This is a genomic window from Bradyrhizobium cytisi (assembly GCF_008123515.1).
GTDB classification, from domain to species: domain Bacteria; phylum Pseudomonadota; class Alphaproteobacteria; order Rhizobiales; family Xanthobacteraceae; genus Bradyrhizobium; species Bradyrhizobium cytisi.
In genome coordinates this window covers 46,347-69,048 of sequence record NZ_VSSR01000043.1, presented here as the reverse complement: position 1 = coordinate 69,048, position 22,702 = coordinate 46,347, and the positions used below count along the sequence as shown (strand labels likewise).

The 22,702-nt window shown below is 63.9% G+C and carries 29 protein-coding genes and 1 tRNA gene; 10 read left to right on the top strand and 20 right to left on the bottom strand.

The features are described from left to right. The first annotated feature begins 121 nt into the window (after positions 1 to 121). From FXB38_RS26690 to FXB38_RS26680, 3 genes are read left to right on the top strand one after another with little or no spacing between them, the layout of a single operon-like run. Entirely contained in the window at positions 122 to 1,144 is a 1,023-nt protein-coding gene (locus FXB38_RS26690; RefSeq protein WP_148753915.1) for a TRAP transporter substrate-binding protein, read from the top strand. Continuing rightward, positions 1,141 to 1,695, top strand: coding sequence for a TRAP transporter small permease (locus tag FXB38_RS26685; protein WP_148753914.1), 555 nt, complete (start codon positions 1,141 to 1,143; stop codon positions 1,693 to 1,695). The genes FXB38_RS26690 and FXB38_RS26685 overlap by 4 nt, the downstream gene beginning before the upstream one ends. After that, a complete protein-coding gene (locus FXB38_RS26680; protein ID WP_148753913.1) occupies positions 1,692 to 3,050 on the top strand; it encodes a TRAP transporter large permease in 1,359 nt (452 codons plus the stop codon). The genes FXB38_RS26685 and FXB38_RS26680 overlap by 4 nt, the downstream gene beginning before the upstream one ends. Before the next feature lie 97 nt (positions 3,051 to 3,147). Here the strand turns inward: FXB38_RS26680 and FXB38_RS26675 are convergent, their stop codons facing one another. The 4 genes from FXB38_RS26675 to FXB38_RS26660 all read right to left on the bottom strand — a co-directional run bounded on the left by FXB38_RS26675 (position 3,148) and on the right by FXB38_RS26660 (position 8,871). Next, positions 3,148 to 4,059 (bottom strand): hydroxymethylglutaryl-CoA lyase, encoded by a 912-nt coding sequence (locus FXB38_RS26675; protein ID WP_148753912.1) that lies wholly within the window; start codon positions 4,057 to 4,059, stop codon positions 3,148 to 3,150. A 1-nt stretch (position 4,060) separates the two neighbouring features. Next, positions 4,061 to 6,064 (bottom strand): acetyl/propionyl/methylcrotonyl-CoA carboxylase subunit alpha, encoded by a 2,004-nt coding sequence (locus FXB38_RS26670; protein WP_187435165.1) that lies wholly within the window; start codon positions 6,062 to 6,064, stop codon positions 4,061 to 4,063. Positions 6,065 to 6,068: 4 nt separating this feature from the next. Further along, positions 6,069 to 7,673, bottom strand: a complete 1,605-nt coding sequence (locus FXB38_RS26665; protein WP_148753910.1) for a carboxyl transferase domain-containing protein — start codon at positions 7,671 to 7,673, stop codon at positions 6,069 to 6,071. A gap of 70 nt (positions 7,674 to 7,743) precedes the next feature. Then, on the bottom strand, positions 7,744 to 8,871 hold the full coding sequence (locus FXB38_RS26660) for an isovaleryl-CoA dehydrogenase (protein WP_148753942.1): 1,128 nt from the start codon (positions 8,869 to 8,871) through the stop codon (positions 7,744 to 7,746). Positions 8,872 to 9,042: 171 nt separating this feature from the next. Between FXB38_RS26660 and FXB38_RS26655 the strand changes: the two genes are divergently transcribed. After that, positions 9,043 to 10,071, top strand: a complete 1,029-nt coding sequence (locus FXB38_RS26655; protein WP_148753909.1) for an AraC family transcriptional regulator — start codon at positions 9,043 to 9,045, stop codon at positions 10,069 to 10,071. Between the two features lie 14 nt (positions 10,072 to 10,085). Here FXB38_RS26655 and FXB38_RS26650 read toward each other — a convergent pair whose 3' ends face one another. Beyond that, positions 10,086 to 10,580, bottom strand: a complete 495-nt coding sequence (locus FXB38_RS26650) for an Lrp/AsnC family transcriptional regulator (protein WP_148753908.1) — start codon at positions 10,578 to 10,580, stop codon at positions 10,086 to 10,088. 97 nt (positions 10,581 to 10,677) lie between these two features. Continuing rightward, positions 10,678 to 10,983, bottom strand: coding sequence for an ETC complex I subunit (locus tag FXB38_RS26645; protein WP_057754809.1), 306 nt, complete (start codon positions 10,981 to 10,983; stop codon positions 10,678 to 10,680). Positions 10,984 to 11,238: 255 nt separating this feature from the next. On the opposite strand from FXB38_RS26645, the gene FXB38_RS26640 reads away from it, so the two are divergent. After that, a complete protein-coding gene (locus tag FXB38_RS26640) occupies positions 11,239 to 12,417 on the top strand; it encodes an OpgC domain-containing protein (RefSeq protein ID WP_148753907.1) in 1,179 nt (392 codons plus the stop codon). Positions 12,418 to 12,469: 52 nt separating this feature from the next. Here FXB38_RS26640 and FXB38_RS26635 read toward each other — a convergent pair whose 3' ends face one another. Both FXB38_RS26635 and FXB38_RS26630 read right to left on the bottom strand, forming a co-directional pair. Further along, the gene (locus tag FXB38_RS26635) at positions 12,470 to 12,664 is read right to left on the bottom strand and encodes a hypothetical protein (protein ID WP_148753906.1); all 195 of its coding nucleotides are present in this window, start codon (positions 12,662 to 12,664) and stop codon (positions 12,470 to 12,472) included. 148 nt (positions 12,665 to 12,812) lie between these two features. Then, complete coding sequence (locus FXB38_RS26630) at positions 12,813 to 13,157, bottom strand: hypothetical protein (RefSeq protein ID WP_148753905.1); 345 nt, start codon at positions 13,155 to 13,157, stop codon at positions 12,813 to 12,815. Between the two features lie 416 nt (positions 13,158 to 13,573). Here FXB38_RS26630 and FXB38_RS26625 point away from each other — a divergent pair, with 416 nt between their 5' ends. Continuing rightward, positions 13,574 to 13,795 carry an RNA-binding protein gene (locus FXB38_RS26625; RefSeq protein WP_148753904.1) on the top strand — a complete coding sequence of 74 codons (222 nt, stop codon included), beginning with the start codon at positions 13,574 to 13,576 and terminating at the stop codon, positions 13,793 to 13,795. 214 nt (positions 13,796 to 14,009) lie between these two features. On the opposite strand, the gene FXB38_RS26620 is transcribed toward FXB38_RS26625, so the two are convergent. From FXB38_RS26620 to FXB38_RS26605, 4 genes are all read right to left on the bottom strand, one after another. Next, a tRNA-Pro gene (locus FXB38_RS26620) sits at positions 14,010 to 14,086 on the bottom strand. A gap of 112 nt (positions 14,087 to 14,198) precedes the next feature. Continuing rightward, positions 14,199 to 14,684, bottom strand: coding sequence for a DUF192 domain-containing protein (locus tag FXB38_RS26615; RefSeq protein WP_148753903.1), 486 nt, complete (start codon positions 14,682 to 14,684; stop codon positions 14,199 to 14,201). Between the two features lie 151 nt (positions 14,685 to 14,835). Continuing rightward, the gene (locus FXB38_RS26610) at positions 14,836 to 15,468 is read right to left on the bottom strand and encodes a cold-shock protein (RefSeq protein WP_187435163.1); all 633 of its coding nucleotides are present in this window, start codon (positions 15,466 to 15,468) and stop codon (positions 14,836 to 14,838) included. A 208-nt stretch (positions 15,469 to 15,676) separates the two neighbouring features. Next, the gene (locus FXB38_RS26605; protein ID WP_187435162.1) at positions 15,677 to 16,438 is read right to left on the bottom strand and encodes an SIR2 family NAD-dependent protein deacylase; all 762 of its coding nucleotides are present in this window, start codon (positions 16,436 to 16,438) and stop codon (positions 15,677 to 15,679) included. A gap of 271 nt (positions 16,439 to 16,709) precedes the next feature. Between FXB38_RS26605 and FXB38_RS43045 the strand changes: the two genes are divergently transcribed. Further along, the gene (locus tag FXB38_RS43045; RefSeq protein WP_164933808.1) at positions 16,710 to 16,874 is read left to right on the top strand and encodes a hypothetical protein; all 165 of its coding nucleotides are present in this window, start codon (positions 16,710 to 16,712) and stop codon (positions 16,872 to 16,874) included. Positions 16,875 to 16,962: 88 nt separating this feature from the next. Here the strand turns inward: FXB38_RS43045 and FXB38_RS26600 are convergent, their stop codons facing one another. Next, a complete protein-coding gene (locus tag FXB38_RS26600) occupies positions 16,963 to 17,250 on the bottom strand; it encodes a hypothetical protein (RefSeq protein WP_148753902.1) in 288 nt (95 codons plus the stop codon). A gap of 391 nt (positions 17,251 to 17,641) precedes the next feature. Here FXB38_RS26600 and FXB38_RS44655 point away from each other — a divergent pair, with 391 nt between their 5' ends. Next, on the top strand, positions 17,642 to 17,767 hold the full coding sequence (locus FXB38_RS44655) for a hypothetical protein (protein WP_283812769.1): 126 nt from the start codon (positions 17,642 to 17,644) through the stop codon (positions 17,765 to 17,767). Here the strand turns inward: FXB38_RS44655 and FXB38_RS26595 are convergent. The 4 genes from FXB38_RS26595 to FXB38_RS26585 form a co-directional block, all read right to left on the bottom strand. Then, entirely contained in the window at positions 17,764 to 17,961 is a 198-nt protein-coding gene (locus FXB38_RS26595) for a hypothetical protein (RefSeq protein ID WP_148753901.1), read from the bottom strand. The genes FXB38_RS44655 and FXB38_RS26595 overlap by 4 nt on opposite strands. A 139-nt stretch (positions 17,962 to 18,100) precedes the next feature. Then, positions 18,101 to 18,451 carry a GrlR family regulatory protein gene (locus tag FXB38_RS26590; RefSeq protein WP_148753939.1) on the bottom strand — a complete coding sequence of 117 codons (351 nt, stop codon included), beginning with the start codon at positions 18,449 to 18,451 and terminating at the stop codon, positions 18,101 to 18,103. A gap of 372 nt (positions 18,452 to 18,823) precedes the next feature. Continuing rightward, a complete protein-coding gene (locus FXB38_RS44650; RefSeq protein ID WP_283812768.1) occupies positions 18,824 to 18,958 on the bottom strand; it encodes a hypothetical protein in 135 nt (44 codons plus the stop codon). Positions 18,959 to 19,516: 558 nt separating this feature from the next. Then, complete coding sequence (locus FXB38_RS26585; protein ID WP_027531020.1) at positions 19,517 to 19,813, bottom strand: HU family DNA-binding protein; 297 nt, start codon at positions 19,811 to 19,813, stop codon at positions 19,517 to 19,519. A 451-nt stretch (positions 19,814 to 20,264) separates the two neighbouring features. On the opposite strand from FXB38_RS26585, the gene FXB38_RS26580 reads away from it, so the two are divergent. Both FXB38_RS26580 and FXB38_RS26575 read left to right on the top strand, forming a co-directional pair. Further along, on the top strand, positions 20,265 to 20,435 hold the full coding sequence (locus tag FXB38_RS26580) for a hypothetical protein (RefSeq protein ID WP_246230157.1): 171 nt from the start codon (positions 20,265 to 20,267) through the stop codon (positions 20,433 to 20,435). 172 nt (positions 20,436 to 20,607) lie between these two features. Then, positions 20,608 to 20,916, top strand: a complete 309-nt coding sequence (locus FXB38_RS26575) for a hypothetical protein (protein ID WP_148753899.1) — start codon at positions 20,608 to 20,610, stop codon at positions 20,914 to 20,916. A gap of 201 nt (positions 20,917 to 21,117) precedes the next feature. Here FXB38_RS26575 and FXB38_RS43040 read toward each other — a convergent pair whose 3' ends face one another. The 3 genes from FXB38_RS43040 to FXB38_RS26565 form a co-directional block, all read right to left on the bottom strand. Next, complete coding sequence (locus FXB38_RS43040; protein ID WP_187435161.1) at positions 21,118 to 21,282, bottom strand: hypothetical protein; 165 nt, start codon at positions 21,280 to 21,282, stop codon at positions 21,118 to 21,120. Between the two features lie 6 nt (positions 21,283 to 21,288). Further along, entirely contained in the window at positions 21,289 to 21,495 is a 207-nt protein-coding gene (locus FXB38_RS26570; RefSeq protein ID WP_148753898.1) for a hypothetical protein, read from the bottom strand. 141 nt (positions 21,496 to 21,636) lie between these two features. Then, positions 21,637 to 22,317, bottom strand: a complete 681-nt coding sequence (locus FXB38_RS26565) for a transposase (protein WP_148753897.1) — start codon at positions 22,315 to 22,317, stop codon at positions 21,637 to 21,639. Positions 22,318 to 22,702: the final 385 nt, after the last annotated feature.

Genomic DNA, 22,702 nt, shown 5'->3' with positions numbered 1-22,702 from the left:
CGCATTCGATCTCGAACTATCAGATGAGAGAATATCGGGTGGAAGACCGGCTAGGATGGGCCCTGGGCCGGCCTCAAAACCCGATCCTGCCAACAAGAAAACAGTCCAAGGGGATCACGTCATGCTTACCCGCCGCCATCTGCTCGCGACCGCCGTCGCCGCGCCCGCCATTCTCCGCTTCGGCATCGGTACTGCGCATGCCGCGACCACGCTGAAGATCTCGCATCAATTCCCCGGCGGCACCATCGACAAGGGCGATTTCCGCGACCGGCTCTGCCGCATGTTCGCCGCCGAAGTCAGTAAGCGCAGCAACGGCGACATCGCCGCCGAAATCTATCCGAATTCCTCGCTGATCAAGACCAACGCGCAGTTCTCGGCGATGCGCAAGGGCGCACTCGACATCTCGCTGTATCCGATGCCCTACGCCGGCGGCGAATTGCCGGAGACCAATATCGGCCTGATGCCCGGCCTCGTCACCACCTACGACCAGGGCATGCGCTGGAAGAAGGAGCCGGTCGGCAAGGCGCTGACTGACTTCCTCGCCGATAAGGGCATCATTCTCCTGAGCTGGGTATGGCAGGCCGGCGGCGTCGCCAGCCGCTCCAAGCCGATCGTCGCTCCCGAGGATGCGAAGGGTATGAAGGTGCGCGGCGGCTCGCGCGAGATGGACATGGTGCTGCAGACCGCCGGCGCCTCGGTGCTGTCGGTGCCCTCGAACGAAATCTACGCGGCGATGCAGACCGGCGCCTGCGACGCCGGCATCACCTCCTCCACCAGCCTGATTTCGTTCCGGCTCGAAGAGGTCGCGAAGTCGCTGACCTCGGGCGCGGGCGCGTCCTACTGGTTCATGCTCGAGCCGCTGATGATGTCGAAGGCGATCTTCGACAAGCTGCCGAAGAACCAGCAGGACGTTCTGGTCGCCGTCGGCGAGGAGCTCGAGGCGTTCGGCCGCAAGGGCGCGCAGGATGACGACGTCGAGGTCGCCAAGGTCTACGAGAAGGCCGGCGCCAAGGTCTCGGCGCTCGATGCCGCGACGGTCGGTAAGTGGCGCGACATCGCCCGCGACACCGCGTGGAAGGATTACGGCGCCAAGACCGCGACCGCTGCGAACCTGCTCAAGCTCGCCTCCGACGTCGCTGCATGAGCCACGGTCCGCTCCCGGATCGTGACGACACGGCGAATGCCGCCGCAAGGACCGGCCTTGCGGCGGCGCTCGATCGCGGCCTCGCCGTCCTCAATCGCATCATCGTCGCGTTCGCCGCGCTGGCGCTGGTCGCAGCCTGCGCCATCCTGAGCTACAGCGTGCTGAGCCGCGCGCTGTTCAAGGCCGCCAATTACTGGCAGGACGAAGCCGCTGTGTTCCTGCTGGTCGGCGCGACCTTCATGACGGCGGCCTATGTGCAGCAGAATCGCGGCCATATCGGCATCGAGGCCTTCGTCGGCCTGCTCTCGCCGCTGGCAAACCGAATCAGGCTCTGGTTCGTCGATGTCGTGACGCTGCTGTTCTGCGCGTTCTTCACCTGGAAGTCGTGGACGCTCGCGCATGAGGCTTACGTCGACGGTCAGGTCTCGAACTCGATGTGGTCGCCGCCGCTCGCCGTTCCCTATTCACTAATGGCGCTCGGCATGAGCCTGCTCTGCGTCCAGATCCTCGTGCAGCTGGCACTGCCATTCGCGGGAGCCAAGCGTTCATGAGCGTATTCGGTATCGGTATCGCTTATGGGGTCGCGACGCTGCTCGTGATGTTTTCGGGCATGCCGATTGCGTTCGCGCTCGGCGCGGTCGCGGTCGTGTTCATGGGCATCTACATGCCCGCGGCATCGCTGGATACGGTGACGCAGAACGTCTACGAGGAGATGGCCTCGATCACGCTGCTGTCGATCCCGCTCTTCATCCTGAAGGGTGCGGCGATCGGCAAATCGCGCGCCGGCCAGGATCTCTATTCGGCGCTGCACGCCTGGCTGCATCGGGTGCCCGGCGGCCTCGGCGTTGCCAACGTCTTCGCCTGCGCGCTGTTTGCGGCGATGGCGGGCTCCTCGCCCGCGACCTGCTCGGCGATCGGCTCGGCCGGCATCCCCGAGATGTGCAAGCGCGGCTACTCCGGCGGCTTCGCAGCCGGCATCATCGCCGCCGGCGGCACGCTCGGCATCCTGCTGCCGCCCTCGATCACCATGATCCTGTTCGCGGTCGCTGCGGAAAAGTCGCTGGGACGCCTGTTTCTCGCCGGCATCGGCCCCGGATTGCTGCTGGTCTCGCTGTTCGGCGGCTATGCCGTGATCCGCTTCCGCCAGGAATATGCCGCGGCCGAGGCTGCCTACAAGAACGGCGGCCCGGAAGCCGCGATCCTCGCCCGCGACGAATATACGCTTGCCGAGCGCTTCAACGTGCTGCCGCGCGTGCTCCCCTTCGTCCTGCTGCTGACCGGCGTCATGGCCGCACTCTATGGCGGCTATGCCACGCCGTCGGAGACCGCCGGCCTCGGCGGCCTGCTGGCGCTGGGATTGATCGCGGCGATCTACGGCGTGTGGCGGCCGAGCGATCTTGGCCCGATCATGAAGTCGACGATCCGGGAATCGACCATGCTGATGATGATCATCGGCATGTCGCTGCTCTATTCCTACGTGATGAGCTATCTCCATATCTCGCAATCGGCCGCCGAATCCGTTGTCGCCATGCATCTGCCGCGCTGGGGGCTGCTGTTTGCGATCCTCGTCATGGTGGTCGTGCTCGGCTTCTTCCTGCCGCCGGTCTCGATCATTCTCATGACCGCACCGATCATCCTGCCGCCGTTGCGCGCCGCCAATTTCGACATCATCTGGTTCGGCGTGGTCATGACCATCGTGATGGAGATGGGTCTGATCCATCCGCCCGTCGGCCTCAACATCTTCGTCATCCGCAACGTCGCTCCCGACATTTCGCTGAGCGAAGTGATCTGGGGCACGCTGCCTTTCGTGCTCTTGATGATGGGCGCCGTGCTGCTGCTCTGCCTTGTGCCTAATATCTCGACCTGGCTGCCGGACCTGGTGATGGGGCCGGACGGGAGCAGATGAAGGTCTCTCCGCCGTCTTTGCGAGCGCAGCGAAGCAATCCAGAGTCTTTCCGCGGTGGGATTCTGGATTGCTTCGCTGCGCTCGCAATGACGGAAAATTAGGAAGCAGCCCGCTTCTTCTTCGCATTCAGCGCTGTCGCGACGCGGCTCACCGGCGGCTTGCCCAGCACGCCGCTCATCGTATTGGTCGCCGCCAGCAGCTTCTCCATGTCAACGCCGGTCGTCACGCCCATGCCCTCGAGCATGTAGACGACTTCCTCGGTCGCGACATTGCCCGTCGCACCCGGCGCGTAGGGGCAGCCGCCGAGGCCGCCCGCGGCAGCGTCGATGACGCGGACGCCCTCCGCCAGGCCGGCATAGAGATTGGCCAGCGCCTGGCCGTAGGTGTCGTGGAAATGCATCGCGAGCTTTGCGGCGGGAACATTGGCGGCCACCGCGCGCAGCATCGCCTTGGCCTTATCAGGCGTGCCGACGCCGATGGTGTCGCCGAGCGAGATCTCGTAGCAGCCGAGATCCCACAGCGTGCTCGCAAGATCGGCAACCGCCGTCGGCTTGATGTCGCCGTCGAAGGGACAGCCGAGCACGCAGGAGATATAGCCGCGCACCTTCACGCCGTCGGCCCTGGCGCGCGCCAGCATCGGCTTGAACCGCTCGATGGACTCCGCAACCGTGCAGTTGATGTTGGCGCGCGAAAAGCCCTCGGAGGCCGCCGCGAACACGGAGACCACCTTTGCGCCGGCGGCACGCGCCGCGTCATAACCCTTCTCGTTCGGCACCAGCACGTGGAATTCCGCGCCGGTGACGTGGGCGACGCCGCGCAGCACGGCATCCGAGCTTGCCATCTGCGGGATCGCCTTGGGCGAGACGAAGGCACCGACCTCGACCGTGTCGAGGCCGGCGGCAACCAGCGCCTCGATGAAGGCGATGCGGGCCTCCACGCTGACGGGCGTCTTCTCGTTCTGGAGGCCGTCGCGCGGCCCCATCTCGATGATGCGGACGGGATCGCTCATGTCATTCCCCGGAAGCCTCGACCACGGCGAGCTCGGTGCCCTCCTGCACGATATCGCCGACCTTGCACTTGATCGACTTCAGCACGCCGGCATAGGGCGCGCGCAGCGTCTGCTCCATTTTCATGACTTCCAGTGTCAGGATCGGCGCGCCCTTCTCGAGCTTCGCCCCCTCCTCGGCCAGCACGGCGACGACGGTACCCGGCAACGGCGCCGCGATCTTGTCCGCGCCGGCCTGCTCCTCGGTCTCGCCGCCGAACGGATCGACCCAGTGCAGGTCGAAGCGGCCGTTGCGCGTGCGCAAATACAGCTCATGGCCGTCGATCACGGCGGCGACGGAGGATTTGACACCGTCGAGCGTCAGGTCGAAGCCGCCCCCCTTCGGCGCAACCGTGAACGCCAGCTCGCGCTCGCCGATCAGCAGCGTCGACGGCCCGCTGCCGTAGTTCAGGCTGATCTCCTGCTCGGGCCCGTGGCCGACGCGGAACGCAAAGCTGCGCTGACGGCGGCCGACCGGCATCCAGCCAAAGGTCTGCCAGGGTGAATTCGCCTCCCCTTGCGCGGCCTGCCGCTCGTCATTGACGATCGCGGCGGCTGCGGCACACAGCTCGAGCTCGCCGGGCGCCGGCGCCGTTGAGGTCAGGGCTGCCAGCTCGCGCTCGATGAAGCCGGTGTCGATCGCATTCGTCCGCACCTTCGGGTGCGTGATCAGCGCCGACAAGAACGGAATGTTGGTGACGATGCCGCGGACGTCGGAGTCCTCCAGCCCGCGGTTGAGCCGGTCGATCGCGACGTCGCGCGTCGGCGCCCAGGCAATCATTTTTGCCAGCATGGCGTCGTAGTATGGCGAGACCGCATCGCCTTCGCGATAGCCGGCGTCGATGCGCAGACCGCCGGTCTCCGCAGGCAGGCGCCAGGTCGAGAGCTTTCCGACCGACGGCATGAAGTTCTTGATCGGGTTCTCGGCATAGACACGCGCTTCGACGGCGTGGCCGTTGAGCCGGATCTCGTCCTGCTTCAGCGGCAGCGCCTCGCCGAAGGCGACGCGCAACTGCCATTCGACGAGATCGATCCCGGTGATCAGCTCGGTCACGGGATGCTCGACCTGAAGGCGCGTGTTCATCTCGATGAAGAACACGTCCTTGCCGTCGGAGACGAACTCGATGGTGCCGGCGCCGACATAATTCACCGCGCCCGCTGCTTTTCGTGCAGCAGCGCAAACGGTCTCGCGCTGGGCGGGATTGAGCGTCGGCGACGGTGCCTCCTCGATCACCTTCTGGTGACGGCGCTGCAAGGTGCATTCGCGTTCGAACAGCGACAGCAGATTGCCCTGGCTGTCGCCGATCACCTGCACCTCGATATGCCTGGGATTGTCGACATATTTTTCGATCAGCATGCGGTCGTCGCCGAACGCGGCCTTGGCCTCGCGCTTGGCGCTGACGATCGCGGGCGCAAGCTCGGCCGCCGAGCGGACGATGCGCATGCCGCGGCCACCGCCGCCGGCGGAGGCCTTCACCAGGATGGGAAAGCCGATCTTGTCCGCGGCCTTCGCCAGCGTGGCATCGTCCTGGGCCTCGCCGTGATAGCCGGGCACCAGCGGCACGCCGGCCTTCTCCATCAGCGCTTTCGAGCCGGATTTTGAGCCCATCGCCGTCATCATCCCGGCGGTCGGGCCGACAAACACCAGGCCTGCATCGAAACAGGCCCGCGCGAATTCGGCATTTTCCGACAGGAAGCCGTAGCCGGGATGCACGGCCTCCGCGCCGGTTTTCCGTGCGGCCTCGATCAACCGCTCCGCATTGAGATAGCTGTCGCGAGCCCGTGCGGGTCCCAGCAGCACGGCCTCGTCCGCGAGCGCGACATGCATCGCGTCGCGGTCGGCCTCGGAATAGACCGCGACGGTGCGCAGGCCCATGGCACGCGCGGTGCGGATGACACGGCAGGCGATCTCACCGCGATTGGCGATCAGGAGCGTGCGAAAACGGCGGTAGAGCTTTGAGCGGTCCATCGCATCACATCCTGAACAGGCCGAATTTCGTCGGCTCGATCGGCGCATTCGACGCCGCCGAGAGGCCGAGGCCGAGCACCAGCCGCGTGTCGGCCGGGTCGATCACGCCGTCGTCCCAGAGACGCGCGGTCGCGTAATACGGATGGCCCTGGCTCTCATATTGCGCGCGGATCGGCTCGCGGAATTTATCTTCCTCGTCCTTCGACCAGCTATCGCCCTTGGCCTCGATATTGTCACGGCGGACCTGGCTCAGCACCATCGAGGCCTGCTCGCCACCCATCACCGAGATGCGTGCATTCGGCCACATCCAGAGGAAGCGCGGTGAATAGGCGCGGCCGCACATGCCGTAATTGCCGGCGCCGTAGGAGCCGCCGATCACCACAGTGAATTTCGGCACCGAGGCGGTCGCAACCGCCGTCACCAGCTTGGCGCCATCGCGCGCGATGCCGCCGGTTTCGTATTTCTTGCCGACCATGAATCCGGTGATGTTCTGCAGGAATACCAGCGGAATGCCGCGCTGGCAGCACAGCTCGATGAAATGCGCGCCCTTCAGCGAGCTCTCGCTGAACAGGATGCCGTTGTTGGCAATAATGCCAACCGGATAGCCCCAGATGTGCGCAAAGCCGCACACCAGCGTCGTACCGTAGAGCTTCTTGAACTCGTCGAACTCGGAGCCGTCGACGATGCGCGCGATGATGTCGCGGACGTCGAACGGCTTGCGGCCGTCGACGGGGACGACGCCGTAGATCTCCTCCGCCGCGAACAGCGGATCGCGCGGCGGGTGCATGTTGAGGTTCGGCCGCGCCGATGGCTTCAGCGTGCCGACGATGCGCCGGGCGATGCCGATCGCGTGCGCATCGTTCTGGGCGTAATGGTCGGTGACGCCCGACTGCCGCGAATGCACGTCGGCGCCGCCGAGTTCCTCGGCGCTGACGACCTCACCGGTCGCGGCCTTCACAAGCGGCGGGCCACCGAGGAAGATGGTGCCTTGATTGCGAACGATAATGCTCTCGTCGGACATCGCCGGCACGTAGGCGCCGCCGGCGGTGCAGGAGCCCATCACGATCGCGATCTGCGGGATGCCCTGCGACGACATCTGCGCCTGGTTGTAGAAGATGCGGCCGAAGTGGCGCTCGTCCGGAAAGATCTCGTCCTGCAGCGGCAGGAAGGCGCCGCCGGAATCGACCATGTAGACGCAGGGAAGATTGTTCTGCCGCGCGATGTCCTGCGCCCGCAGATGCTTCTTCACGGTCATGGGGTAATAGGTGCCGCCCTTGATGGTGGCGTCATTGGCGACAACAACGCATTCGCGGCCCGAGATGCGCCCCACGCCGGTGACGATGCTCGCCGAATGCACGTCGCCGCCATAGAGGCCATGGGCCGCCAGCGGCGACAGCTCCAGGAACGAGGTCCCGGGATCGACCAGCAGATCGACGCGCTCGCGCGCCAGCATCTTGCCGCGCGACGTGTGGCGGCTGCGCGAGACCTCGCCGCCGCCGCCGGCTACCTGGCTGAGCTTTTCGCGCAGGTCGGCGACAAGCACGCGCATGGCGTCGGAGTTGCGCGCAAAATCGGATGAAGATGGATCGATGCTGGAATGGAGCGGCATGTGGTCCCGCGTTTCTGGTGGCGTGGTGAGGCCGCGATGGCTTCGCGGCAATTCCAATCGTGTGGTGGGTTTAAGCCGTTTCCGCCATCAGCTCACGGCCGATCAGCATGCGGCGGACCTCGGACGTGCCCGCGCCGATCTCGTAAAGCTTGGCGTCGCGCCAGAGACGACCGACCGGAAACTCGGATGTATAGCCGACGCCGCCCAGCGCCTGGATCGCCTCGCCCGCCATCCACGTTGCCTTCTCCGCGGAATAGAGGATCGCGGCGGCAGCGTCCTTGCGCAAGCTGCGCGCGTGATTGGCGCGGTCGCAGGCCTTTCCCACGGCGTAGACGTAGGCGCGCGTCGCCTGCCAGGTCGAATACATGTCGGCTAGCTTGCCCTGCATCAGCTGGAAATCGCCGATCGGCTGGCCGAACTGTTTTCGTTCGTGCATGTAGGGCACCACCGCGTCCATGCAGGCCGCCATGATTCCGAGCGGGCCGCCGGAGAGCACCGCGCGCTCGTAGTCGAGGCCCGACATCAGCACGTTGACGCCCTCGCCCACGCCGGCGAGCACGTTCTCCTCCGGCACCTCGCAGTCGTCGAAGAACAAGGGATAGGTGTTGGAGCCGCGCATGCCGAGCTTGTCGAGATGCGGGCCGTGGGTGAAACCCTTGAAGCCCTTCTCGATCAGGAAGGCGGTCATGCCGCGCGGGCCGGCCTCCGGATCGGTCTTGGCATAGACCACCAGCACGTCCGCATCGCCGCCATTGGTGATCCACATCTTCGCGCCGTTGAGCACATAGCGGTCGCCGCGCTTGTCGGCGCGCAGTTTCATCGAGACGACGTCGGAGCCGGCGCCCGGCTCGGACATCGCGAGCGCGCCGACATACTCGCCGGAGATCAGCTTCGGCAGATAGCGCTGCCGCTGCGCGTCGTTGCCGTTGCGGCGGATCTGGTTGACGCAGAGGTTGGAGTGGGCGCCGTAGGACAGCCCGATTGCGGCCGAGCCGCGCGAAATCTCCTCCATGGCGACGATATGGGCGAGGTAGCCCATGTTGGAGCCGCCATATTGCTCCGGCGCGGTCATGCCGAGCAGGCCGAGGTCACCAAAACGCTTCCAGAGATCGGCCGGGAACAGATTGGCCTTCTCGACCTCCGCCGCGCGCGGCGCCACCTCCGCCTCGACAAAGGCGCGCACGGTGTCGCGCAGCATGCTGATGTCTTCGCCCAGATCGAAGTCGATGCTCGGGATGTTCAAGGCGATTCCTCCAGTTTCCCTGCGAATTTCTTGTCGGCCCCGAACCTATCCCCACCCAGGCGCCCTGGCGGTCGAAAAGGTTGCATTTTCCGCCAAGTTTGGCGAGGATTTTCCAAAGGACTTCATATGCCCTTTCAGGCCGCAACCGCTACGCCCCGTCGCGCCATGACGCCCGCCGCCTTCGTCCGGGGCGTGGTCGCGGCCTATGCCCGCTATGGGCGGGATCCGGCCGAGGCATTGAGCAAGGGGCAGGTCCTGTCCGACCTCGTCGGATCGGCCGACGGGCGGGTCACCGCGGCGCAGTTCGAGGCGCTGGCGGGCCACGCCATGCGCGAGCTCGATGACGAGGCGCTCGGCTGGTTCTCGCGCAGGCTGCCTTTCGGCACTTACGGCATGCTGTGCCGTGCCTCGATCACCGCGCCCAATCTCGAGGTCGCGCTGAAACGCTGGTGCCGGCATCATCGCCTGCTGACGGAAGACGTGCTGTTCGAGCTTGCGGTCAGCGGCGAGACCGCAATCATTTCCATTCGCGAGAAGCACGATCTCGGGCCCCTGCGCGAGTTCTGCCTCGTCACCCTGCTCCGCTATGTGCTCGGCTTCTCCTGCTGGGCGGTGGATTCCGCAATCGCACTCCGCGCGGCGGAATTTCCCTATGCCGAGCCCGGACACGTCTCGGTCTACCCGACTATCTTCTGCAAGCACGTCCGCTTCGACGCAGACGGTGCCCGCATCGTCTTCGACAAGCATTATCTCTCGCTGCCGCTGACCCGCACCGCCGCCGACCTCGACAGCATGCTCAAGGGCGCGTTGCGGCTGACCGTGCTGCCCTATCGCCGCGATCGTTTGCTGGTCGAGCGTGTCCGGCGCGTGCTCCGCGAGGCGCGCGGACGCATTCTCGGCGCGGAGGATGTCGCCAGCGAGCTCGCGCTCTCCACCCGCACCATGCATCGTCGGCTGCGCGAGGAAGCCACCTCGCTCCGCGACCTCAAGGAGGAAGCAAAGCTCGAGCTTGCCAAGCAGGAGCTGATGCGCGGCCGCACGCCGATCAAGCGGATTGCGGAACTCGCCGGCTTCCGCAACGAAAAGAGTTTTTCGCGGGCCTTCCGCAGCTGGACCGGCGCCAGCCCGCGCGAGTTTCGCGGCAGATACCGTTGAGTCTCGCGCGGCCGCTATCCTGCCGGCGCCGCAGCCGCGATCTCCTGCACCGGCAGCGGCACGTCCTTGGCGACACCCAGCACCGGAAAGCTGCGCACATTCTTCACGTTGGGCATCGCAGCAAAATGCAGGAGCTGCTGGCGCATGCTCTCGACGCTCGGCGCGACGCATCTCAGGAGATAGTCGGTGTCGCCGGAAATCCGCCAGCACTGCTGGATGCGCGGGATTGCAGCGATCGATCCCTCGAACGCCTCCAGCACCGGTTGAGCCTGGCTGCCGAGCTGGATCGAGACGAACGACACCACCTCATAGCCGAGCAATCGCTCGTCGATGACGGCACGCACCGCACGGATCACGCCGCGGCTGAACAGCGATTTGAGCCGCCGCAGGCAGTTCGGCGCGGACACGCCGACGCGCAGGGCCAGCTCGTTGTTGCGAACCCGCCCGTCCTGCTGCAGCTCGGATAAGATCTTCAGATCGACGCCGTCGAGCTGGTCACGCCCCGCCATCCCCCACCTCGTCATGGTCCCGTCACGCGGACCAGCGAAGCACGCGGCGGAATGGGTGCCAAGGGCTACCCGCAGAGGACGGCCGAAGCGACGCCCCTCAATGCGTCCAGGGCTCACCGCGGCGGAACGAGAAGTTGTCGGCATACGCGACCTGGCGATGCAGCGATTCCTTCGGCTCGATCACCTGGTAGGCGATGCCCTTGCGCTCGCAATAAGCGACCGCCTCGTCCTTGGTGTGGAAGCGCAGCGTGATCTGCTGCTTCATGTCACCGGACGAGGTCCAGCCCATCAGCGGCTCCACCGCGCGCGGCTGCTCGGGCTCGTAATCGAGCTGCCATTCCTTGGTCTTGGACCGGCCGGATTGCATCGCGTTCTTGGCGGGTTTGAAAATGCGTGCGGTCATTGGCGGTCCGGCCTCTTGGTCTTTTCGTTCGATTTTAATGCGTCACGGTAGCGATTGGTGAAAACCGCGGGCATAGTATAGAGACACCTTTCGGGAACTGATCGGTGATTCCGGGTCCCCGGGTCCCTCACCGAGGGGTATAGTCATTATGCTGCACTGTGACAATTGCGTACCCGCCGTCCGCCTGGGAATCCCGCCCGGCGGTCCCGCCTCGCCGACCTCAGCGAAACCGTCCCCTTCGAGAGCTCCCGTCGCATGGCCTTCCTGAACATCAACGCCACGCTCCCCGAGAAGGGCCGTGACCTCAGGCTCGACCTGTTTCGCGGTGTCGCCAACTGGGCGATCTTCCTCGACCACATCCCCGACAACGTCGTGAACTGGATCACGACGCGTAATTACGGCTTCTCCGACGCGGCGGACCTGTTCGTCTTCATCTCAGGCTATACGGCCTCGTTCGTCTATGCCCGCATGATGCTGGAGCGCGGCTTCATCGTCGGCGCCACCCGCCTCACCAAGCGGGTCTGGCAGCTCTATGTCGCCCACATCATCCTGTTCGTGATCTACATCGCCTCGATCAGCTATCTGGCGCTGCGCTTCGGCGATTCCGAGATGATCAACGAGTTCAACGTCGCAGGCCTCGTCGACAATGCCACCGAGACGCTGCGCCAGGGCCTGTTCCTGCGCTTCAAGCCGCTCAATCTCGACGTGCTGCCGCTCTACATCGTGCTGATGGGCCTGTTTCCGCCGGTGCTGTGGTTCATGCTGCGCAAGCCCGATCTGACGATGGCGCTCTCCATCATCCTGTGGCTGTCCGCGCGCCATTTCGGCCTGAACCTGAACGCCTACCCGGCCGGCCAGTGGTACTTCAACCCCTATTGCTGGCAGGTGCTGTTCGTGTTCGGCGCCTGGTGCGCGATGGGCGGTGCGCGCCGCTCGATGACGCTGATCAACTCGCCGATCACGCTGTGGCTCTGCCTCGGCTATCTCCTGTTCGCGCTGGTCATGACCATGGCCGGCCGCTTCCCCACCCTCGGCGGCATGCTCCCGGAATGGCTGTTCTCGGCGTTCAATCCGAACGACAAGACCAACCTCGCGCCTTACCGCTTCATCCACTTCGTCGTGATCGTGATCCTGGTGATCCGCTTCGTGCCGAAGGACTGGCCGGGCCTGGAGTGGAAGATCTTCGATCCGGTGATCGTCTGCGGCCAGCAATCGCTCGCCGTATTCTGCGTCGGCGTGTTCCTGTCCTTCGTCGGCCATTTCGAGCTGTCGATGAGCTCGGGCTCGCTGTTTGCGCAGCTCTTCGTCTCCATCGCGGGCATCGCGATCATGACGACGGTCGCCTATTACATCTCCTGGTCGAAGCGGCAGGACAAGCCGCTGAAGCCGCCGCCGGCGAAGCCCGCGGCTGCTCCGGCGTCCAAGGCTGCTTGAACGTCCAAGGCTGCTTGAAAAAGGCCGCCTGAGACCCGCGGCGGCGGAAGCCTCAGGCCGCCGCCTCGCCGTCGTATTCGGTGAACTTCTTGTAGATCCAGTCGCGGCCGTCGTGACGGCGCCAGACCTTGCCATAGACGAGCTGCCCGTTGATCGAGCGGCGCGGCACGATCACGGTCCAGAGGTGCCAGATCTCGGTCCAGCTCGACCGTTGGCGGGGTGTTTTGGAGGTGAGATCGAAAGTCATGGCGGACAACTCGCGCGAAACGAAACGCCGCGACGAATGTGACCTCGTCTGAACCGCTGATGGGGCGTCGTCGCGTGCCGGGACCAGCTTGATAGCAGTCGTCAAAGCGGCCGCAACGACGGCCCGTGCTTAACCTAACCGATCAACCTTACTTGCCGGCAGACCGCCGCCTTGCCGGTTGAAACGCCTGCCTATCTTTCCTAAGATGCATGCGCGATTTGAGAATGCGTGCGCCGTTTCCGAAGCGCGCGTCCGGTTGATTTTCAAGCTCCATTTTTTCAAACGACTGACTGCGCAGGTCGATGATCATGAATTTGCAGTTTGCACATTTGCATCTGACGATGGTTTTATCGCCCCCGACACCGATCGCCAGGCCGCCCCACGAGAAGTCGGCGAGGGCTGCCAACGACAATTGTCGGGTCTGGCCGCTGATCCCGTTTCCGGTGGGCTGGTACGCTTCGGGCTGAGCCCTCAAAAGCGCAACGCCGCGCAAGCGGAATATCATCGCTCGGCGGCGTCCGTTAGGCATTGGGCGCTGAAATCCCCAACTCTGATATGTCCGTGGCGACGGCCAAAGGTTCGATAAAGCCCAGGTAATTCTGCGCCGGCTAGGCTGTATTAGTTCCAGCAAAAATCGCGCAGAGACGGCGGCCTTCGAACAACAAGCGCCATGCGTTCTGCGTCGCGCTCGACCGCGCTTTTGGCCCCGCCGCGAAGCAGGCGCAGCAGGCGTGAAAAAAGCGGCGGCGCCGCCTATCTCCGCTTCCCATGCAGCAACCAATCGACGTGCCACGAGTTGCAGGTTCTTCCCTCTGTCCGGTTGGCCCGCGATCAGCCCGCAATCGGCTCCCGCCCGCCATGAATGGACAGTTATCCCGCCTCACGTCCGTGTGAGTTGGAGCGCGGCCGGTGAATTTTCGCGAGCGAACAGAGACCAATGAACAGCAGGCCGTTGGCCAAGGGGATGCCGTGAGCCAGGTTGATACGACCGAGAAACTGTCCGAGACAGAAGAGCCCCGGACGTCGCTGTTTGCACTGTGCGGGCTCGGGATTGCGACGGTCGCGATGGTGGGCTGGATCTGCGCGCTGGGCTGGCTGGCCTGGCGCCTGGCGGACTGGCTGCTGTTCTAGGTCCGAACGAGTCCGACGGGATCACGCCAGACGCTACGCCCACAGTCGCGGTGTGAATCGTATTCCTGAGTTGGTGGACGGTGACGCTGTTGACGGGACTGGTCAGCGGGAACGGCTGCGCCGCAGGCCGGCGATGACGGAACGAGGCACGAACCGCGTGTCAGAATCACGTCAGAATCACTTGGGAAAAGTGTAGGAAATTCAACGTCGGGACTGGTCGGGGCAGCTGGATTCGAACCAACGACCTGCAGTACCCAAAACTGCCGCGCTACCAGGCTGCGCTATACCCCGAATGTCCGGCGAGCCCCGTCGATACACGCTTCCCCAAGCGCCAGCAAGCTTCCGAAGCGCCAGCAAGCGTCCCAAACCGCCGAAACCGCGCCCCTTTGCTCAATTTGCGGATCTATTTGCTGCCGAACAAGGGGTGGCCGACGCGATCGCCGGGACGGATGCCGTATTTCTGCGCTGTTCCCGCCACCACCTCGAGGACGGCCCGGGCGGGACCTCTCGACGAAATGATCCTGGTCGAGAGCGGCTCGGTATTCTCGGCAATGCGCAGGATGCGGCCGTCGGCACGAATGAAGATCATGTCGAGCGAGACATAGGTGTTCTTCATCCACATCGAGATTTCCTGCTCGGGGTTGAAGTCGAACAGCATGCCTTTGCCGTCCGCCAATTCCTTGCGGTACATCAGCCCGGTCTGCTTCTCCTCGTCCGTGGTCGCTATCTCCACCGAGAACACCTGCACGCCGTTCTTGGTGACGATCTCGAGCGGCTGGAAGCTGGCCGCGCGAACGGACCCGATTGCGACGGCAAAGCCGGCAACGACGAGGACGGCGGCAAGCCAGCCCCGGGCAACGGACCGGGCGGCCTTTCGATCAAAGCTCATGGAAATGGACTCATGGGGCTGACGGCGAGGGATTGGGCCTGACGGCGCGGAACTGCGGCATCCTTACGCGGCGATCATGACAAAAGCCAGAAGCGCCCGACCCGGGGGCCGCGCGCTTCTGCTCACAAATACGAAAACGGGAAGCCGCCAGCTAGTGCGACTGGAGGCCCGGCGATCCGGTCTCGGGATGGATCTCGGCGGCCATCATGCCCTTGGAGCCCGGCCCAAAGCGGACCAGCACATACTGGCCCGGCCTCAGCTCGGTCATGCCGAAGCGGCGCAGCGTCTCCATGTGCACGAAAATGTCGGGGGTGCCCTCGCCGCAAGTCAGGAAGCCGAAGCCGCGCAGCCGGTTGAACCATTTGACCTGGGCCCGCTCGAGTCCGCTGGTCGCAGTCACCGTGACGTGGGTGCGCGGCGGCAGCATCTGCGCGGGGTGGATGGCAGTCGACTCGTCCATCGAGACGACGCGGAAGGCCTGATAGCCCTTGGCGCGCTGGATGCACTCGACGACGATGCGGGCGCCCTCGTACGCGGTCTGGAAGCCGTCGCGCCTGAGCACGGTCACGTGCAGGAGCACGTCGGGCCATCCATTGTCGGGAACGATGAAGCCGTAGCCCTTTGAGGCGTCGAACCATTTGATGACGCCATGGACCTCGACGAGGTTGGCGGTGCTCTCACCCAACCCGGTGAAGGGACTGAGCGCGCTATCGCGACCGGCGCCGTGCTCGCCCGGCGCGGGAGCTCCCAGCTTCTTGGACTCAAATCCGTCCGACGACCCCATAACCCCGGACCCCACACATGCCATGCAACCCGCCTCAATGGCGGCGTCGAATCACGCGTCTCTAGAGAACCTTCAGAGAATCTTCTCAATCGACGCGACGCGAATCTTTCGAATCAAAAGATAACACTCCCGGTTGCGAGGCATAGACAAAAAAGAGATTCGCCGGAACCTATGAACAGCTTGCACAGGCGCGAATCAAATTGATGCCTCAATTTCCGACAAAGGGCCCGAGTGCTTCGCCGATGTCGTGATGGATGACGAGGTCGGCAATGTCGTCCTGCTCGGTCGGCTCGCGATTGATGATCACCAAACGTGCACCTGCGTTCTTCGCCATCATCGGAAAGCCCGCCGCCGGCCACACCACGAGCGAGGAACCGATCGCGATAAAGAGATCGCAAGCCTGCGACAGCTCGGTCGCGCGCTGCATTTGATCCTCGGGCATGGCCTGACCGAATGAGATCGTTGCGGTTTTGACCGGCTCGTCGCATGCGGTGCAGTTGGGCGCGGCGCCGTCCTGGTCGAAGCGGCGCTTCACCCAATCGAGCTGATAGTCCTGCCCACATCCGATGCAGCGCGCGTAAGTGGTATTGCCGTGAAGTTCAATCACGCGATCGGCGGCGAAGCCCGAGGCCTGGTGCAGATTGTCGATGTTCTGGGTGATGACCGCGGGAATCTTGCCGGCGCGATGCAGCGAGGCGAGTGCGCGATGGCCGCGGCCGGGTTTCGCTGCGGCGAACACCTCCTCCATCGCAAAACGCCGGCGCCAGGATTCATCGCGCGCCTCCTGGCTGGCGACAAACTCGTCGAACGGGATCGGACGGTTGCGGGTCCAAATTCCACCCGGCGAACGGAAGTCGGGGATGCCGCATTCGGTCGAGATGCCGGCGCCGGTGAACGGCACGATGATCCCAGCGTTCGCGATCATGTCGCCGAGCCGTTCGACACCGCTCTGAAGGTCCGATGCAATCACTCGCCGCCTCCTGATTTGCCGTCGCGCCAGCTGCAACATCTGCAAGCGACAAGATTGTTGACGCTGTTATCCACCGCCGCGCAAGTCGCGGGCGGCGATAGGGCGGCAATTTTTTCCGGCCTTCGCTTATCACAATCCTGCAATGCCTCCTCCCCATTGACGCCCCAATCAGAAGCGCCAAATGCATGTGTTGACGCGACTCAACGTGATTGCGGCGGCAGTGCTTGAGTTCAGCAGTGCACATATACTCAGGTGTAGTGGGGGATTTGACATGACCGAAGACGAACAACGCAAGATCCGCGAACGCGAAGAGATCGCCGCCCGTGTCGCCGCTTTCCGTGCCACGCAGGAAAAATTCAAGCGCGAGCGCGAGGAGTATTTCGTCTCGACGCTCGAGAACGCCCGCAAGGTGGAACGGCCCTCACTCTGGCCGTAAGACGTCGCGAAAGGACGCACACGAAACAAGACCCTGCGCCTACGAAAAAGCCCGGAGCACCGCTCCGGGCTTTTCGATTCTGCGGCCGTTACCAGTGACGGTAGTAACGGTGGTATCGGTAGTACGGTCCACCATAATAGGCGTACGGGCCGGGGCCGTAGACGTAGGCCGGGCCACCATAGTAGCCATAGCCCGGACCGTAATAGTCATAGCCATACGGATGCGACGCGGCGATGGCGCCTGCGGTGATCGCACCGGCGGCCAAGCCGAACGCCAGGCCCGGGCCAATGTGGCGCGCCTCGGCAGGCGCAGGGGCCGCGACAGCGGTCACGCCGACGGCTGCGACGGTGGCGAGGACTGCGAGTGTCTTCTTCATGATCTCCTCCTTCGCATCTCGCGGAGACAACGCGGACCATCGGGGATGGTTCGTCTTCGGTGGAACCGCGCCGCGCAGAAAAGTCTCGTGTGAAGAGGAACAATTTCGGGACGCGCGGATTGGACCTGCAAGTGCGGAAGCCTCCGCCATCCGGGTCGAGGCGACAGCACGACGACCCCGTCAGCATCTCCGCGGTGCTGGCGGGGTTTTTATCTGCATTGCTGACCCGTATTCGCAGGCTTGTTCCCAAATCCAACGCGCACATTACGACGAGCTCGCCCGCGCCATTGCCAAGTTCCTCAAGGATTCGCCCTTCGGCGGAATCGGAAGTCGGGAACAAGCGCGCCGCGCACACGTTGAGGTAGTCTTCCCGCAAAAGGAGAGGCGCATCATGCCTGCCTGGCTCGAAGTATTGCTCAACCTGTCCGGCTATGCCGGGTTCGTGGCGCTTGCGACCCGCGGCGCCGCATGCCGGCAGGAGTCCGCCGACGATGAGGTCTATGGCAGCAAGCGCTAGTTCGCGTGCGGCGGCTGTCCTGCCGTGCGCACCAGCCGGTCGGCCTTGACCGCAACGCGCGTGTCGTCGACCTCGGGCCGTAGCGAAAAGCTGATCACCACGAAGGCGAGACAGAACAGCGTGCCGACGACAGCGACACGGCGATAGGTCTGGCGGTCGCCCTGATAAAATGACGGTTCTAGAAATGGGGTCATTGGCAAAAATCGGTTTCTTGTTGTCTTTGCCGGACTCCTATCCCAAGGCGCGGCAAGCGCAACGCGATTGGGCTTTTAACCTAACCGAATAGGGTTATCGCGATCGCTGCAAGCTTTCGTTAGGAGACAGCCGAGCGTCTCAGGCCTCGGCCAGCCACTTCAGCGATGCGCGAAAGCCGAGGCTGCGATGGCCCGCGACCAGCACGGTGCCGTACACTTCGGCCCCCTCCTCGCTGAATGTGCCGGAGAAGCCGCTGGTCGCCTCGGCGCCGGCGAACAGCGGCCTGACAAGCGGATCGGCGAACGGCGAATGCTGGTTGGTGGCAAGCTCGCCCTTCCAGGTGCCGTTGCCGACTGTGTAGGAGCCGCGCGACCAGAAGTAGGGTCCGCCGCCGAGCAGCACGCCATCGCGCAGGATCAATACGCCGCTGTCGCGGCCCTTCACGCCGTCGAGCATGTGGATGTGGATGGAGTAGAGCCCGTTCTTCATGGCAGCGCCCACCGTGGCCTGCGACGATAGCGCGGCGCGCGGGGAGCGTCGAGCCGGCAGCCTCTCGTCCTTCGGTGACCGGCTTTGTTCGGGCTTCGCCGCCATTTCGTTCCCGGAGAACGAATCGGAATCGACGAAATCGGAACCAGGCAACTCCTAACAATCAGTTTGCGTCGCGCCAACCGATGCGCGGGTCACATCGCCGTTGCGGACGGCGCTCGCGACGGCGGCTCTTGCGGCACGGACGCGCAGCTTGTTCTGCAAACGACTCCATTTCGTTCCCAAAGAACGAATCGGAGTCGCAAAAATCGGCGCGACGCGATTCCTAACGATCGATGAAGCGAAGCGCCGTCACGCCTTCAGCGCGAAAGCTCAGGCCGCGCGCTTGTTGCTCTTCTCCGAGAAGCACTGCAGGATCTGGATGCGGAGCTCTTCCGCGGCCGGGCCCTCGAGCTTCCTGAGCTGGTTCCAGAGCCGGATCACTTCGCGCTGTTTCTCGACGGTCATGAGTCACCTCCAAAGCGGGTGACTCACTAGAACAAAATGAGAACAAAAAGTCCAGTCCTCGCGCAAAATTTCACGGGCATGTCGCGCTGACCATTTTCGGCGCGCCGAAGACCCATGGACGCCAGCGATTTCAGCGCCCGGTCACATGGCAGCGCCGCGAAGGACGAACATAGTCCGTCACCGCGGCGCGGTTGCTTTTTGGATCTTCAACCTTAAGTGAAACACGATCTCGAGTTTGAGATGGCTGACGGCCAGGCGCTGAAATCCCAACGCCGTCAGCGAGAGAGCCCCGTGCGCAAGCGCGGGGTTTTTCTTCTTGGAGAAGATCGGACGATGACTTGCGGGGACGGGCGAGCACGATCTCTCTTTGCGCGATGAACTTTTTCAGTGCTGGCGCGTCTCATAGTGCTGGCGCGTCTCATAAAGGAAGCTTTCCCCAGGCTTCACCCCCATCAGAAAACCCCGCTCCCCCCAAGGCGGGGTTTTCCCCTTTTATCGGCATCACGCCGGCGGTCCGCGCGCTCAAGGCGCACGCAGACGGTGCGCGATCGCCGTGGATCAGACCGAGTCCTTGGCCACCTTCAGCGGCGAGGCCTTGACCGATTTGCTCGCCGGTTTCGCAGCAAACTGCATCGGCTCCTTGGTGAAGGGATTGACGCCCATGCGGGCTTCGGTCGCAGGCTTGTTGACGACCGACATCTTCACGAAACCGGGAATGACGAACTCACCGGACTCGTTGAGCTCCTTGTAGCCAACCGTCGCCATGTATTCGATGACCGACTTCACGTCGTTCTTCGCAAGCTGCGTGCCTTCCGCAATTGCATCGATCAATTGGGTCTTGGTCATCTTCGCCATGTCTGGATTTCCTCTGAATTGGATGCGCGCGAGCGGCGACGGTGCTTGGTCCGGGAACGGTAAAACTACGCGGGCTGCGCGTCAGTTCATGCCTGTCGGCCACGAAGCAGCCGGGCTTAGAACCCATTGAGGCCGAAAACGCAAGCAGCAGTTCGACCTGAGTTCCGTCATGTTTCCGCCGGGTCGCGCTGCCTGCGGCGGCGGCAAATCGAATTCCACAGCATCCCTAGAGAGTTCTGCCAACTTGCGAACGCATCCGCGCTCGCGCGCGACCAGGTCTCCCGAGACACACGGGCCTGCGCGGCAGCACGCGATCAAGCGCGCCCGCCTCGCCGCGTCATGCTCACAGGCTCGGACCGAGGATCGGTCGAGACCGTTCCTCGCGATGACCGCAATCAAGGGTTCTCTTTTCGGACCATCTCCTGCATAATGCTGCATGGCAAAAATAAAAGTGACCTTCAGAACCGCCCGGATTGCAGACAACGAGTGGAAAATCCTGGCTGATTACCCCGACCACGAGCAGCGCCAGATTACCGGCTTCACCAGCAAGGCAGATGCCGACGACTGGATCAACGGCGACCGCAAGATCGCCTGGCTCCGTTCCCAGGGCTATGCCAAATAAGGCTATGCCAAATAAGGCTACGCCAAGTGAGCTAGCCGAGTGAGGTAGCCGGGTGAACACGTGAGATTGCGTCACCTCGCCGTGAAACTTGTGACTCGACAGACATTGTTCAGACTCTGGTAACCCAACGCATCCACTCTCCATTCAGTATCGTTGCGTTGGAGTACCCACAGTGCTGGATTTTGACGAGCTGCGTGAACTCGCAGCCGATGTTCGTGTGTTTGTCGATGTCGCCGAAGACAAGGCCGAGGCGCTCAGGGCGGTCATCGGCGCCTATGACGTGGTGCTGGCGATCTTCCCGTCAGGAGACGGCATGGGCCTCCATGTCATCAAGGGCAAAGAGATCCTGGACAAGATCACGACATCGCGCACGCACGCGGCCTACAGCCACACGGCGATCGCGGTTCCCGACCTCGAGCATGCCGAAGTGCTGAAGCTGCTGACGACGGCGGCGCCGGTCGTGCAACGGATTGCAGCTTAAGCGCAGGCTTCTGCCAGCGACATCGACGCAGCCGTACGCACTGGTTGTGACCTCCGGAACGAGGGCCGCGTCGGAGACGGCAAGCCGCCGAAAACGACGAAGCACGGCACCGGCCACTCAAGCCGCTTTTCGAAAACCGCTCCCGGCGATGTCGGGGGCAGTTTTTCGCATTTCGGATTGGCGCTGCCGGAACGTCTCGCTTCAGTGTCCCCACAACGCGGCCGTCAGGCCGATCGCGATGAAGCCAAGACCGATGATCGCAGTCGCGATTTCGGCGGCGTTTTCCAGACTGAACAATTTGACGATGGCGGTCCCGACCGCACTGAGGACGATGTCGAACACCAGGCTGAGCAAGGCGTCAAGCATGGCCGCTCATCCTGCCTTGCCTTGGCGGACGTCATGCACCACGTCGCCGATGGTGCTGCCCACCACAATTGCGGCGACGACAGGCCAGCCGGCCGACGCCAGCAGGATGGCGCCGTAGCGCATCTCCTCGTCCGGGCGTTTGAAGCTATCGACGGCGGCAAACAACAGCACCGCGATCAGGCAGCCGACGACATATCGTTTGAACCAGTTCACGGCGAAAGACCTCGTTTCCAGGCATTCGTCGCGTCACACGCCACGCTGGTTCATCGGGCGGGCCATCCCGCCCCTCGCCGGCAGGACAGTGCCGACGATCACGCATGCGTGGCCACGAATTTCGGTGACAGTGCACTCAATTCACTCGTCGTCGCCGCCCTGCTCGTCCTGCGGCTTCGGTCCGCGCTTGGCTGCTTTTAGAGGCCGCCCGGTCAGCCGCTCGAGGCGGGCGAGGAAACGATCATTTCCGAGCGGCCGACCGATGCTTTCCGCAGCGCGCAGCCGGTCGAACAGGTCCGTCTCCGGCGTGCCGTGGAGCAGGTCGGCGAAACGCGGGAAACGCTCCCTGATCGGCGCGAGCGCAGTCACTCCGTCGTCCTTGCCGCGCAGATGCGCACGCGTGCTCGACCAGCGCCAATCCTGCGCCCGCTGCACCAGGCGGGCGCGCACCGGGTTGAGCGACACGTAGCGCAACGCCGCCGCGAGATGCTCTTCGTCCATGGCCACCGCGCCGAAGCGCCCCTGCCAGAAGTGCCCCGTGCGCTTGCGCCGCGCCTGGATCACGCCCGCATAGGACCGGTGCACGCGTGCAAGTGCGCGGCGCAGCCCGTCCGTGTCGGACGGGACCAGAACGAGATGCACGTGATTCGGCATCAGGCACCACGCCCACACCTCGACCCCGGCCGCCTGGCAATTCTCCGCGAGCAGGTCGCGATAGAGCGCATAGTCGTCATCGCCAAAGAACGTACGCGCCCGGCCATTGCCGCGCTGGGTGACATGGTGAGGATGACCTGGAATGACGACACGGGCAAGACGGGCCATACCCCATCATGACCCCAGAGCCGCGCGATGTCAATTTAGTGCACTGTCACCGTAATTTGCGATCGTCGGCAATGGATGCGTGATCATCGGCGTCAGCGTTTAGTATGTCGTCGGTGCAGCCGCGGCTCCGATGCCTGTTCAATCGGCGCTAGCGCCGAAAATTTCACCATCTCCGATGCCGCCGGCGAAATGACAGGGCAAGGCACCTCGCCGCGCAAGTGTGGCCTCACTGTGTCGTGACCGGCGTGGGCGGCAGCCGTTGCCCAAATCGGACCGAACTCAACCGAACGGTGGAGGCAGCGGCCGCCCGTTTCAGATTGAGTGTTTCTGCTTCGCCGCATCAGACGCAAGCGCGTGCGTTCCGTGTGCCGACCAAGCCGTTGAC